This window comes from Propioniciclava coleopterorum (assembly GCF_011393335.1).
In the GTDB taxonomy this organism is placed as follows: Bacteria; Actinomycetota; Actinomycetes; order Propionibacteriales; family Propionibacteriaceae; genus Propioniciclava; species Propioniciclava coleopterorum.
In genome coordinates, this window is record NZ_CP049865.1 from 2,014,429 (window position 1) to 2,026,856 (window position 12,428).

A 12,428-nucleotide genomic window follows, 5' to 3' on the forward strand; every position below is an offset into this window, starting at 1 on the left:
ATCGTCGGCTCAGGCGAACAGGTCGGGGCGGCCGAACATCGCGGCGGTGGCCCGGGCGGTCGGCGTGCCGGCGTCCGGGTCGGCGCCCGCCTCGCGCAGGGCCGCGATCACGTCGTCGGCCTGCTTGAACACGGCTCCGGCGAGCGGGGTCTGGCCGCGGTGGTTGGGGGCGTTCACGTCGGCGCCGCGGGCGATCAGCTCCGCGACCGTGGCCGCCTGGTCGTGGTAGGCCGCCAGCATCAACAGGGTGTTGCCGTCGGCGTCGGTGAGGTCGACCGGCGCGCCGGCGTCCACGTAGGCGCCCAGCCGGGCCGCGTCGCCCTGCCGGGCCAGGTCGAACAGCCAGTTGGCCAGCGCGGCAGGGTCAGTGCCATCGGGGATGTCGGTCACGTGCCCGAGTCTAGGAGGCCGCCCCGTCCGACCGGATGGTGGCGTTCAGGACGAACGGCCGAACAGCCGGGCGATGTCCTAGGTCAGTCCGTCGGAGTAGGTGGGGTGCTGCGGCCACCCCTGCGGTGAGTCCTCCCAGGCCTCCTGGCGTCCGTAGGGGAGCACGTCGGCCCAGTGCACGACCTGCATGAACTGCTCCGCTCCGCGCCCCGTCGTGGAGTAGGTGCGGTAGACGTCCTCGCCGTCGCGCAGGAAGACGTTGTAGGCGAACCCGCCGCCGGGCGGCGCGTCCACGTCGGCGCCGAAGTCGCTGTCGTGCGTCGAGTACCACTCCAACTCGTTGCCCACCCTCTCCCGGTAGGCCAGCGCCTCGCCGATCTCGCCGGGCGTGACGATGACCAGGCGCGCGTCGTAGGGCTCCAGCAGTTGAGGACGGGTGAACCCTGCGGTCCCGCCGGTGCAGCCCGGGCACTGCCACTGTGCGCCGGGTTGCCACATGTGGTGGTAGGTGATGAGTTGTCGCTTGCCGCCGAAGACGTCGACGAGCCGGACGGGACCCTCGGCGCTCATGAGGGTGTAGTCGGGCATCTTCACCATCGGAAGCCGTCGGCGCTGCGCGGCGATCGCGTCGAGTTCCCGCGTCGCGGCCTTCTCCCGGACGCGGAGTTCGGCCAGCGCGCCGCGCCAGGTCTCGGCGTCGGCGATGGGTGGGCGTGCGGTCGTGGTCATGGGGTTCCCCTCGGTCCGTCGTCCTTCCAGCCTCCGCCCACTCGCGGTCCACCGCAACCCCCACCGCCGATCCGGGGCATCGGGCGCCACAGCCCGGCTCGGCCGGCTCGTCAGGGCAGCAGGGCCAGGAGGGCGTCCGGGTTGTGCCGGAACCGCTCGATGTCGAGCGTGCCCGCCGACAGCGCCTCCAGGGTGGTCGTCAGGACGCGGTTCACCGGCGTCGGGACGCCGAACCGCTCGCCGTGGCGCACCACCGCGCCGTTGATGTAGTCCACCTCGGTGCGGCCGCGGCCGCCGTGCAGGTCGATGTGGAAGCTCGGCATCTTGTCGCCGCGGCTGTCGCCCAGCAGCCGAACCAGCACGGGCTGCAGGATCGCCCTCGGGACGCGGCGGGCGCCGAAGCCCAGCGCGCGCACCGGGGTCCCGGGGAGGTCGACGGGCTTGAACCCCTGCGCGGCCATCACGGCGACGGTCTCCCGCAGCGCCGCGACCTCCATCGCGTAGAGCCGGTCGTCGGCGTAGATCGCGGCCACCGGCAGGTCGAGGATCGCCGAGGATGCGTTGCCCTGCAGGTTGGTCATCAGCTTCGACCACTTCATCGGGCCGGCCTCCGGGTAGGCGCGCGCGCCGAGACCGGCGTGATCCAGCGCCCGGACGACCTTCGCCGACAGCGGGTTGCCCAGCGCGATGCCGATGCCGCGGTGGGTCTCCTCCACCACCGCGCCGAGCCCCGGCTTGGCGATGGCGGTGGCGACCGCCCCCGCGATCACGCGGTCGGCGCCCAGGGCGTCCCGGATGAGGGGCTCGTTGTCGACGCCGTTCTGCAGCGACAGGACGGTGGGGATCGGCAGCCCGGTCGCCTGCAGGTCGCGCAGGGCGCCCGCGGTGTCGAAGGACTTCAGGGCGACCACCAGCACGTCCCAGGGGGCGGCGTCCAGCGCCATCACGGAGTCGGTGAACAGGCGCACGTCGTGGACGCGGCGCGTGCCCGCCCTGGTGGTGATGCTGAGCCCGTTCGCGGCGATCGCGCCCGCGGGGCCCGGTTGCTCGATGAAGCCCACCTCGTGCCCGGCCGCGGCGAGCGAGCCCCCGACGTAGGTGCCCAGGGCCCCGGCGCCCAGGAAACAGAACCTCATGGCCTCACCCTAGTGACGCGGGGCGAGCCGCCCGGGCTGTTGCCGTGAGTCAGCGGCGCGGACCAGGCCGTCACGGGCGGGTGGCCGATGCGCTCGGGGGTGCTCACCTCGCCGTGGCTCACAGCCGGACGCGGTCCGCCTCCAGGAAGCTGGTCACCGCCGGGACGTCGCCGCGCGAACTCAGGTCCAGCACGCCGGCGGCGACCGGGATGACGTCGAACCGGACGCCCTCGGTCATGAGCAGCCGGACGGCGTCCACGACCTCGTACTCCCCACGCACCGAGGGGCCGATGCGGCGGCAGGCGTCCTGGATGGTCGGCTCGAACAGCCAGCAGTTCATGCTCACCATCGGGTGCCGGCCGAACGCGGCGGCCTGCTCGGGCGTCGGCTTCTCGACGATCGCGGTGAGGGCGCCGTCGGGGTCGCGGGTGAGGACGGCGAACGCGTCGAGCCGCTCCTCGGGGATGTTGGACTCCGAGATCAGCACCGACGGCGCGAACCCGATGACGGCGCTGCCGCGGGAGGCCAGCAGCGCCCGCAGCGCCGGCACGGGGTAGAGGTTGTCGCCGTTGACGGCGACGAACCGGTCGCGTCCGGTGAAGTCGGCGGCGGCGGCGATCGCGTCGGCGGTGCCGCGCGGCTCGGCCTGCACGGCGTAGTGGACGGTGATGCGCGAGAGCGGCTGGGCGTCGTAGTACGACCGGATCTCCTCGTGATCCGGAGCGACGACGAGGCAGACGTCGGTGATCCCGGCGGCGGCGAGGCGCGACAGCGAGTGGTCCAGGAACGGACGCTCACCCACCGGCATCATGGCCTTCGCCCCGGACGCTGCCGCCTCGGCCTGGTCGGGCCGCAGGTCGGCGCCGGCGTCGCGGCGCATCCGGGACCCGAGGCCGCGGGCCATCACGACCGCCTTCGTCACGCTCATCGTTGAGCTCCGTTCGTCGAGGGTGGGAACAACGTTGTTCTACCCCCAGTGTGCCGTCTCCTGGAGCGGTCCGAGATCCGGCTCGTCGCGCAGTTCGAGGATCGCTCCCGGCGCGAGCAGTTCGAGCACCACGATCTCGTTGGCGCCGGCCTTCCACAGCGGGGCCGCCGCGTACAGCGTCACCTGCGGGCCGAGGTCCCAGTAACGCCCCAGAAGGGTGCCGTTGAGCCACACGAAACCCTTGCCCCAGCCGGGCAGCGCGAGGAAGCCGTCGGCCGGCCCGTCGACCTCGAGGCTGAACCGGGCGAGCGTCGGGCCCACGCCCGCGGCGTCCGGCGCCCACGCGATCCGCTCGAGCCAGCCGGGGAGGTCGATGCGCAGGGCGCGGGACTCCCAGCCGTGCACGAAGCGGTCCGCGAGCCGCACCGCCGCGAGCCCCTTGCGCTCGCCCATCCGGGGGCCGAAGTTCGTGCGGCCCTGGTTCTCCACCAGGATCGTCAGCTCCGTGCGGGCGCCGTCGGTGCGCGGCGTCATGGGGAGGCGCGGGGTGCCGTCGGTGCGGTCGAACGTGCCGGCGTCCACGCCGTCGACGATCACCTGCGCGCGGTCGGCCAGCCCGTCGAGGATCAGCTCCCGACCGTCCGGCGGGATCACGGTCGAGCCGCGGTACAGCACCAGCCCGTGGTCGGCGCCCAGGTCCTCCAGGCTCAGGGGCGCCGGGGCGGTGCGGGGCGCGTCGAACAGGTCGACGTGGTCGAGCAGGGACGCCCAGGCGAGCGGCGCGGCCGACGCGGGGGCGTGGCGGGGGAGCGGGGCCGGCGGCGCGGGCGGCCTGACGCCGGTGTGCGCGGCGATCGCGGCCCGGAACGCCTCGAACTTGGGCGTCAGCTCGCCTGCCTCGCCGACCGGCGCGTCGTAGTCGTAGCTCGTCACGGTGGGCTGGAACCCCTCCTCGGGGTGGTTGGCGCCGTTCCACAGCCCGTGGTTGGTGCCGCCGTGCGCCATGTAGAAGTTGACGCTCGCGCCGAGCCGCAGCAGGTCGGCCAGGACGCGCGCGGCGTCCCCGGCGTCCCGGACGTGGTGCGGCTCGCGCCAGTGGTCGAACCAGCCGTTCCAGAACTCCATCACCATGTCGGGGCCGCCGGGCTGGAACGAGCGGAGCTCGTCCAGCGCCTCGACCGGACGCGACCCGAAGTTCGCCGTCGCGTGGACGCCGGGCAGCGTGCCGTTGATGAGCCAGTCCGGGCCGGGGCCGTCCGAGGTGAACAGCCAGGTGTCGACGCCGCGGGCGAGGAGCCCGGCGCGGACGTGCTCCAGGTAGGCGGGGTCGCTGCCGTAGGACCCGTACTCGTTCTCCACCTGGACGCCGACGACGGGGCCGCCGCGGGTGGCCTGCAGCGGGGCGACGACGGCGATCACCGCGTCGAGCCACGCGTCCACGTGCGCGAGGTAGGCGGGGTCGGACGTCCGCAGCGTGAGCCGCTCGCGCATGAGCCACGCCGGCAGGCCGCCGAAGTCCCACTCGGCGCAGATGTAGGGGCCCGGACGCACGATGACGTCCAGGCCGAGATCGCCGGCGAGCGTGATGAAGCGGGTCAGGTCGCGCGGCCCGGTGAAGTCGACCCGCCCCGGCGTCCGCTCGTGGTAGTTCCACGCGACGTAGGTCTCGACGGTGTTCAGGCCGAGCGCGCGGACGCGCCGCAGCCGGTCCTCCCACAACGCGGGCGGGATGCGGAAGTAGTGCACCGCCCCGCTGATGATCTGGTGCGGACGCCCGTCCCGCAGGAAGACACCCTCGTCGACCGTGATCGTCACGCCGTCCCCCTGTTAGTTCAGACTCCTAACTAAGTATGGCATGGCCCCGTCGGGGGCCGTCCAGGGTCTCCGGGGGCGCGTGTTTGCCAGACTGGTCCCCATGACACCCTTCGGCAGGAAGCCGCGCCCCGCCAGCCCCCTGGACTCCTTCTGGGCGTGGTGGGCCACGGCCGGTGGGTCGCTCGACCCGACCTCCCCGGGGCCGTGGGTCGAGGACCTGGCCGAGCGGGTCAGGGCGATCCATCCCGGGCTCACCTGGGAGTTCGGGCCCGGCGCGCGGGCGCAGCACCGCCTGACGCTCAGCGCCGCGGGGGACGCCGCCGCGCGCGCCGCGGCGCAGCGCTGGTACGACGCCGCCCCCGAACAGGGCCCGAGGTGGGAGTTCGCGCCGACCAAGACCCCCGACCCCGCCCCGCTGGCGTCCCGCCTGCGGTTGGGGGACGCGACGCTCGATCTGGCCGAGACGGTCTTCGAGGCGCGCACCGACCCGCGCGAGGAACGCGTCCACGTCGGGGTGTTCCATCCCGCCTTCCCCGGCCTCGACGAGCACACCCGTGGCCAGATCGCGTTCCTGGTGGTCGACTGGCTGCTCGGCGAGGACGCCGTGGAGCGCTGGGTGGGGCGCCTCGACCTGCTGGTGGTCCCGCCCGCGCGTCCGGCGTCCGGCGAGGACGTGGCCGCGGCCGTCGCGGCCCTGGCGGCGGCGAACGTCCCCGACTCCTGGGTGATGTACGAAGGGGAGCGCGAGGGCGCGCCCGTGCGGGTGATCTGCCGGGCCGGCGTCCGCTGGGTCGACGTCCCGACGTTCGACACCCACCACCTCATCGCGGTCGCCTACGAGGCCGGCCCCGACGGGCTGCCCGCCGCCGCGCGGAACGTCGAGAACATCCAGGCCTTCTCCGAGCGGCTGAGCGACGCCGTGGGCGGCGAGGGCATCCACCTGGGCCGCGAGCTGTGGAACGGCGTGGCGGTGTTCCACACCTACGTCGACGGCACCACCGACGCGGGGGAGCGGGTCGCCGCCGTGGCGCGGGGGGTCGGGGTCCCGGACGAGGTCGCCGCCGATCCCGGCTGGTCCGAGGTGCGCCACATCACCGGCTGAGCCGGCCCGCATCCCGCCCCGCCCGGGAGGTTCCCGCACTCCGTCGGACGCCTCGCCTAGGGTGGGGGCATGAGCCCTACAGGTCGCGCCGAGGCGTCCCGCGGTCGCCCGGGCGCTCGCGTGTGGTGGGTGGCCTTCGTGGTGCTCGCCCTCATCGTCGCCGGAATCGGCGCCTGGATGTGGACGCGGCCCCCCGCCGAATACACCCCCGCCACCCCGACCCCGACGCCCACCCCGACGCCCTCGATCCCGCCGATCGCCCGGCAGGAGGTGTGGACGTCCGACACGCCGGCGTCCGGCACCTACCTGCTCAACACCATCACCGCGCAGCCGGGCATCGAGGCCCCCAAGACGGTGAAGTACGTGGTGAAGGTCGAGGACACCACCGAGGTCAAGCCCGACGAGGCCGCGGCCGAGGTGCAGAAGACGTTCGACGACCCGCGCGGCTGGGCGGGCTACGGCAAGCGGAACTTCACCCTCGTCAACGACGAGTTGGAGGCGGCGCTGGTCCTCTACATCGCGTCCCCGAAGACCGCGAACGAACTGTGCAAGCCCGCCGACGTGGAGTCCAAGTGGAACTGCCGGGTCGGTGACCGGGTGGTGCTCAACTCCGACCGGTGGCGGTTCATGACCCCCACCTACGACGACCTGGGCGTCTACCGCAGCTACCTCGTCAACCACGAGGTGGGGCACTACCTGGGGCAGGGGCACGTCGGCTGCCCCAAGGCCGGGGCGAAGGCGCCGGTGATGATGCAGCAGAGCATCGACATGGCCGGCTGCGTCCCCAACGCGTGGCCCAAGGACGCCGACTGACGGGCGGTGGCACGCCCGGCCTCAGGAGGCCGACTGACGCGGGGGGCATCGCGCCCGGCCCAAGGGCGTCGACTGACGCGTGGCACGCCCGGCGTCCCGGCGGCGCGCTTGGCTAGGCTCGGCGCGTGATCACCATCCTGTCGCCGGCCAAGTCGCTGGACTACGAGAGCAAGCTCGCCACCCGCAAGCACACCGAGCCGCGACTGCTGGCCGAATCCGAGCGGCTGATCGACGTGCTGCGGCACAAGAGCGTCTCCGAACTGGCCGGGATGATGCACATCTCCGACGAACTCGCCGCCCTCAACGCTCAGCGCTACGCCGACTTCTCGGTGCCGTTCACGACCCGGAACGCCCGCCCGGCGATCCTGGCGTTCCACGGCGACGTCTACCTGGGCCTGGACGCCCCCGGCAGCTTCGGCGAGCGGGACTACACCGCCGCCCAGAAGTCGCTGCGGATGCTGTCGGGACTCTACGGCGTGCTGCGCCCGCTCGACCTGATGCAGCCCTACCGCCTCGAGATGGGGACCCGGCTGCGCACCGACCGCGGGGCCACGCTGTACGACTTCTGGGGCGACACCATCACCGACGTGCTGGCCGCGGACCTGGCCGAATCGCCCGGCTCGGACGTGCTGGTCGATCTGGCGTCGGGGGAGTACTTCAAGGCCGTCCGCCCGCGCCGTCTGGGCAAGCGGATCATCACGCCGCGCTTCGAGGACACCGACGCCCGCGGCAAGCGCAGCATCGTGTCGTTCTACGCCAAGCGTGCCCGCGGGGCGATGGCCGGCTGGATCGTCCGCAACCGGATCCAGAGCGCGTCCCGCCTGGTCGAGTTCGACGAGCTCGGCTACCGGCTGGACGCCGGCGCGTCCCGCCCGGACGCCCCGGTCTTCGTCCGCAGCTTCGAGGACCGCCCGGCCGTCGGCTGACGCCCCGGAGGGACCTGCGACGCAGGCCCATGAGTGGACCGGCGGCGCGGCCCGCCGGTCGTGATCGGGCGGTGGGTGCGAGGATGGCGGGATGGCCATCGAGGTGACGCCCCCGTCGGAGCAGTGGCCCGTGCAGTTCGCCGGGGTCGCGGCGGCGCTCACGCGCGCGTTGGCGGGGGTCCCGGTCGTGGGGATCGAGCACGTGGGGTCCACGTCGGTGCCGGGGCTCGCGGCCAAGCCGATCCTCGACATCGACGTCGTCGTGCGGCGGGAGGACGTCGCCGCGGCGATCGCGGCGCTGGCAGCGGCGGGGTACGAGCACCACGGCGACCTCGGCGTCACCGACCGCGAGGCGTTGCTCGCCCCGGATGCGGACCCCAAGCGCAACGTCTACGTCTGCGTGGCCGGGACGCTGCACCTGCGCAACCACCTCGCGGTGCGTGACGTGCTGCGGCGGCGCCCCGACCTGCGCGACCGGTACGGCGCCGTGAAGCTGGCGCTGGCGGCCGACCCCGCCATGGACATCGAGACCTACCTGGACGGGAAGTCGGACATCCTGCGCGAGGTGCTCGGCCACTCCGACCTGTCGGAAGAGGAGAAGGCGCTGATCTTCGCGCTGAACACGAACCGCTGATCGGCTAGGCGTGCGGCCCCGGAAGCGAGGCCGCGTCGGGGGCGTGGACGATGCCGCCGTTCGGCAGGTCGAACCAGTCGATGTCGCGCGGCCCGTGGCCCTGCAGCAGCGACATCGCCACCTGGATGACGTGGCCGTGCGTCACCAGCACCAGCGCCCCGTCGTGGGCCGCGGTGATCCGGTCGAGGGCCTCGGCCAGGCGCGCGTACAGGTCGGCGACCGACTCCCCGTCCCCCAGCGGATCTCGTTGATGTGCCCCGTCGTCGGGTGGCTGCCGGTCAGCTCTGAGAACAGGAGGCCCTCCATCGTCCCGAAGCTCTGCTCGCGCAGCCCGCGGTCCAGGAACAGCGGCACGTCCAGGGCGTCCGCGATCACCTCGGCGGTCGCCCGCGCCCGCTGCAGGTCGGAGGAGACGATCGCCACCGGACGCGGGCGCGCCACCAGCAGCGCGGCGGCGGCCTCGGCCTGGGTGTGGCCCAAGGGGGTGAGCGGGCTGTCCCACTGGCCCACGACCCGGCCCTGTGCGTTGCCGACGCACTGGCCGTGGCGGACGAACGTCACCGGATGGGGGAGCACGTCATCAGCCTAGCCGCGGCACTCCGGGGCGGCGGGGGCGGCGGGAGGTTGGTGCTCGCCCGGTGTCGGCCGCGGCGGCTACAGGTGCAGCGTGCGGCCCGCGACCACGAGCACGACGTCATCGAGGGCGCGCGCGACGGCCTGGTTGGTCCAGCCGAGCAGGTCGGTGAAGATGCGCCCGGAGCGATGCTCGGGCACCACGCCCCAGCCCACCTCGTTCGTAACGATCACCAGCGGGCCGGGATGCCCGGACGCCGCAGCCGCGAGCTCGGCGGTCCGGTCGCCGATGACGGCCTGCAGGTGGTCGCGGGGGGCGTCCCAGCCCTCGGCGTCGAGCTGGCGGGTGAGCCAGGTCCCCAGGCAGTCGACCAGCACCGGCCCGTCCACCGTGCGCAGCGCCTCCGCCACGTCGAGGGTCTCCAGCGTCGTCCACGTGTGCGGGCGGCTCAGCTTGTGGGCGGCGACGCGGGCGGCCCACTCCGGGTCGGCCTGCGGGTCCGCGGGGTAGCCGGGCGTGACGTAGGTCACCGCCCCCTTGTCGGCCAGCAGGCCTTCGGCGTAGCTCGACTTCCCGCTCCGCACCCCACCGGTCACCAACACGCGCACGTCCGCAGACTACCGGCGCCCCGCCCCCGTCGCCCGGTGTGCTCAGCCGGGGCGGGGGTGTCGTCCTGGTGCCCCCAGTGCCGCGGCGGAACCGAGCGACAAGGGGTGATGGCGACGAGCGGCGCCACTGGGGGCACCACGACGACACGCCGCGGTCGGTGGGTACCCGGGGGTGGCTTTGGGAGCTTCCCCACGGGGGCGGTCTTTGGGGAGCTTCCCCTCACGGGGGCGCTGGTGGCTTCAGCCGATCGCCAGCCCCAGCAGGACGCCGAGCGTCGCGGCCTCCACCAGGGCGCCCAGCACGTCGCCGGTGATCCCGCCGAGGCGCCGGGTCGCGCGCCACAGGACCAGCCCCGCCGCAGCAGCGCCGAGCGCGATCGCCAGCGGCCAACTCCACCAGGTGAGGGTCGCCCCCAGCGCCTGGGCGCCCACCACGGCGAGGTGACCCAGCGCGAGGTTCGCAACGACGGCGACGCCGAGCAGCCAGCCCGGGACGCAGCCGGCCATCGCCTGCCCGAGCCCGTCGGCGCGCGCCGGCCGCACCCAGGCCGCGCAGCCCAGCGCGAGCGCGAGGCGTCCGGTGGCGAGCGCGAGCCCGGCGAGCGCCCAGCCGAGCGGGCGGGCGAGCAGGTCGCCGAGCAGCACGGCCTGGGCGCCATAGACGAGCACGAGGGTCACCGCGCCCATGGGTCCGACGTCGCCGCGCCGCATGATCTCCAGGGAGCGGTCGCGGTCGCGGCCCGAGCCGAGCCCGTCGGCGGTGTCCGCCAGCCCGTCGGCGTGGATCGCCCGGGTGAGCCACGCCAGCGCCCCCACGGCGAGGAACCCGGCGGCGGCCGACGGCACCCCCAGCGCGACGAGCGCCCAGCCGGCCGCGGCGCACGCCAGGGTGACGGGCAGCACCACGAGCCACCCGGCCGCCATCGCGACCCGGGCCTCCGCACGCTCCACCTGGCGTGGGGCGGGGCCGGGGATCGCGGTGAGGGTGCCCCACGCGAGTCGCAGCCCGTCCCCGATGGCGCTCACGCCCGCGCCCTGCCCGGACGCGGGCGCTCCGCGTCGGGCGTCACAGGTCCGCCAGGGCGGCGATCTCGCGCAGCGCCGCGCCGGCCGCCTCGAGGATCGGCACCGCCAGCACCGCCCCCGAGCCCTCGCCCAGCCGCATCCCCAGGTCGAGAATCGGAGTGAGGCCCAGGCGCCGCTGCGCGAGCGCGCAACCGGGCTCGGTGGAGACGTGCCCGGCGACCATCCACGCGGACGCCCCGGGCGCGAGTTCCTCGGCCATAAGCGCCTCGGCGGACGCGATCAGTCCGTCCACCACGACCGGGATGCCTCGGGTGGCCGCGCCGGTCATGAAGCCGACGGCGGCGGCGATGTCGGCCGAGCCGAGCGCCGCCAGCCGCTGCCGCGGGTCGGACGCCCGGGCGCCGACCCGGTCCAGCGCCGCGTCGATCGCGGCGGCCTTGCGGGCCAGGCCGGCGGCGTCCACGCCGGTCCCGGAGCCGGCGACGTCCCCGCCGCGCAGGCCCAGCGTCGCGGCGACGAGCGCCGCCGACGGGGTGGTGTTGCCGATGCCGAGGTCCCCGGCGATGAGGACCTGCGCCCCGTCGGCGATGGCCTCGGCGGCGATGGTGTCGCCGGCGGCCAGGGCGGCGTCCAGTTCGTCGGGGGTGAGGGCGTCCTCGTCGCTGATCGGGCGTGCCGGCCGCACATGGAACCGGCGCACCTCGTCGGGGACGCCGGTGAGCCCGTCGACGCCGAGGTCGTGCACGGTGACCGTGGCGCCGACGCTGCGCGCGATCGCGCTCACGCCGGCGACGCCGGCCAGGATGCCGTGGACCATCGCGACCGTGACCTGGGTGGGGTACGCGGAGACGCCGCGGGCGGCGACGCCGTGGTCGCCGGCGAACACCGCGACGCGGACGTCGGTCAGCGGACGGGGCGGGTTCACCCCCTGGCAGGCGGCGAGCCAGGCGCCCAGGTGCTCGAGGCGGCCGAGTGCGCCGGTGGGCTTGGCCTGGGCGTCGGAGCGGGCCTGGGCGGCGGCGCGGAGGGACGGGTCGGGTGCGGTCACAGTGTTCGTCATGGCCGGACCATCCTCCCACCGATCGCGGAACGCTGAGTTCGCCGGCGCCGCCGCACACCAGGTCCCGCCCGGCCGGTGCATCGGCGGCGGGTCTGGCAGCATCGGGGCATGCGCACGTGGCTGCCGCGCGGCTTCGAGGCCCGCACCGAGACCGAGGTGAAGCGGTCCCGGTTCCTGGCGACCGTGGCGCGCGTGGACGACGAGGCGCAGGCCCGCGACGTGATCGCGCTCGTCAGGGCCGAGTTCCCGGACGCGCGGCACCACTGCCAGGCGTTCGTCGTGGACGTCCCCGACGCGCAGCCGATCGAGCGAAGCTCCGACGACGGCGAGCCCGCGGGCACCGCCGGGATGCCGATGCTGGAGGTGCTGCGCGGCGCCGCGCTGGGCAACGTCGTCGCGGTCGTGACGCGCTACTTCGGCGGGACGCTGCTCGGCACCGGCGGGCTGGTCCGGGCCTACTCCGACGCCGTGTCGTCCGCGCTGGCCGGTGCGCCGCGCGTGCGTCCGGAGCGCCGGCTGCTGTGGGGCGTCGACGTGCCCGCCGCCGAGGCGGGCCGCGTCCAGGGGGCGCTGCTGAACCGCGGCATCGACGTCCTGGACGCGGCGTGGGCCGAGTCGGTACGGCTGACGCTGGCCGTCGCCGACCCGGACGCCGTCCTGCCGATCCTGCGCTGATGCATGCGGCGC

Annotated in this window: 15 protein-coding genes; 5 read left to right on the forward strand and 10 right to left on the reverse strand. The window is 74.5% G+C overall.

From position 1 onward, the window contains the following. Window positions 1–9: 9 nt before the first annotated feature. The 5 genes from G7070_RS09645 to G7070_RS09665 all read right to left on the reverse strand — a co-directional run bounded on the left by G7070_RS09645 (window position 10) and on the right by G7070_RS09665 (window position 4,998). Complete coding sequence (locus tag G7070_RS09645) at window positions 10–390, reverse strand: ankyrin repeat domain-containing protein (protein ID WP_166233556.1); 381 nt, start codon at window positions 388–390, stop codon at window positions 10–12. 78 nt (window positions 391–468) lie between these two features. Next, on the reverse strand, window positions 469–1,119 hold the full coding sequence (locus G7070_RS09650) for a DUF899 family protein (RefSeq protein ID WP_166233557.1): 651 nt from the start codon (window positions 1,117–1,119) through the stop codon (window positions 469–471). Window positions 1,120–1,229: 110 nt separating this feature from the next. Then, a complete protein-coding gene (locus tag G7070_RS09655; RefSeq protein WP_166233558.1) occupies window positions 1,230–2,255 on the reverse strand; it encodes a ketopantoate reductase family protein in 1,026 nt (341 codons plus the stop codon). A 118-nt stretch (window positions 2,256–2,373) separates the two neighbouring features. Continuing rightward, entirely contained in the window at window positions 2,374–3,183 is an 810-nt protein-coding gene (locus tag G7070_RS09660; protein WP_166233559.1) for a nucleotidyltransferase family protein, read from the reverse strand. Between the two features lie 39 nt (window positions 3,184–3,222). Beyond that, window positions 3,223–4,998 (reverse strand): glycoside hydrolase family 35 protein, encoded by a 1,776-nt coding sequence (locus G7070_RS09665; RefSeq protein WP_166233560.1) that lies wholly within the window; start codon window positions 4,996–4,998, stop codon window positions 3,223–3,225. A gap of 100 nt (window positions 4,999–5,098) precedes the next feature. Between G7070_RS09665 and G7070_RS09670 the strand changes: the two genes are divergently transcribed. From G7070_RS09670 to G7070_RS09685, 4 genes are all read left to right on the forward strand, one after another. After that, entirely contained in the window at window positions 5,099–6,100 is a 1,002-nt protein-coding gene (locus G7070_RS09670) for a hypothetical protein (protein WP_166233561.1), read from the forward strand. A 69-nt stretch (window positions 6,101–6,169) separates the two neighbouring features. Next, window positions 6,170–6,913, forward strand: a complete 744-nt coding sequence (locus G7070_RS09675) for a DUF3152 domain-containing protein (protein WP_166233562.1) — start codon at window positions 6,170–6,172, stop codon at window positions 6,911–6,913. A gap of 125 nt (window positions 6,914–7,038) precedes the next feature. Next, entirely contained in the window at window positions 7,039–7,839 is an 801-nt protein-coding gene (gene yaaA / locus G7070_RS09680; RefSeq protein ID WP_166233563.1) for a peroxide stress protein YaaA, read from the forward strand. 91 nt (window positions 7,840–7,930) lie between these two features. Beyond that, window positions 7,931–8,473 (forward strand): GrpB family protein, encoded by a 543-nt coding sequence (locus G7070_RS09685; RefSeq protein WP_166233564.1) that lies wholly within the window; start codon window positions 7,931–7,933, stop codon window positions 8,471–8,473. A gap of 4 nt (window positions 8,474–8,477) precedes the next feature. On the opposite strand, the gene G7070_RS19255 is transcribed toward G7070_RS09685, so the two are convergent. The 5 genes from G7070_RS19255 to cobT form a co-directional block, all read right to left on the reverse strand. Next, window positions 8,478–8,711 (reverse strand): histidine phosphatase family protein, encoded by a 234-nt coding sequence (locus G7070_RS19255; RefSeq protein WP_166235157.1) that lies wholly within the window; start codon window positions 8,709–8,711, stop codon window positions 8,478–8,480. Next, entirely contained in the window at window positions 8,615–9,049 is a 435-nt protein-coding gene (locus tag G7070_RS19260) for a histidine phosphatase family protein (protein ID WP_166233565.1), read from the reverse strand. The genes G7070_RS19255 and G7070_RS19260 overlap by 97 nt, the downstream gene beginning before the upstream one ends. Before the next feature lie 78 nt (window positions 9,050–9,127). After that, a complete protein-coding gene (locus G7070_RS09700; RefSeq protein ID WP_166233566.1) occupies window positions 9,128–9,655 on the reverse strand; it encodes a bifunctional adenosylcobinamide kinase/adenosylcobinamide-phosphate guanylyltransferase in 528 nt (175 codons plus the stop codon). Window positions 9,656–9,895: 240 nt separating this feature from the next. Continuing rightward, window positions 9,896–10,681, reverse strand: coding sequence for an adenosylcobinamide-GDP ribazoletransferase (locus G7070_RS09705; RefSeq protein WP_166233567.1), 786 nt, complete (start codon window positions 10,679–10,681; stop codon window positions 9,896–9,898). A 40-nt stretch (window positions 10,682–10,721) separates the two neighbouring features. Continuing rightward, window positions 10,722–11,741: a nicotinate-nucleotide--dimethylbenzimidazole phosphoribosyltransferase gene (gene cobT, locus G7070_RS09710; protein WP_166233568.1), complete on the reverse strand. Its 1,020-nt coding sequence runs from the start codon at window positions 11,739–11,741 to the stop codon at window positions 10,722–10,724. 108 nt (window positions 11,742–11,849) lie between these two features. On the opposite strand from cobT, the gene G7070_RS09715 reads away from it, so the two are divergent. Further along, window positions 11,850–12,416, forward strand: a complete 567-nt coding sequence (locus G7070_RS09715) for an IMPACT family protein (RefSeq protein ID WP_166233569.1) — start codon at window positions 11,850–11,852, stop codon at window positions 12,414–12,416. Window positions 12,417–12,428 lie beyond the last annotated feature (12 nt).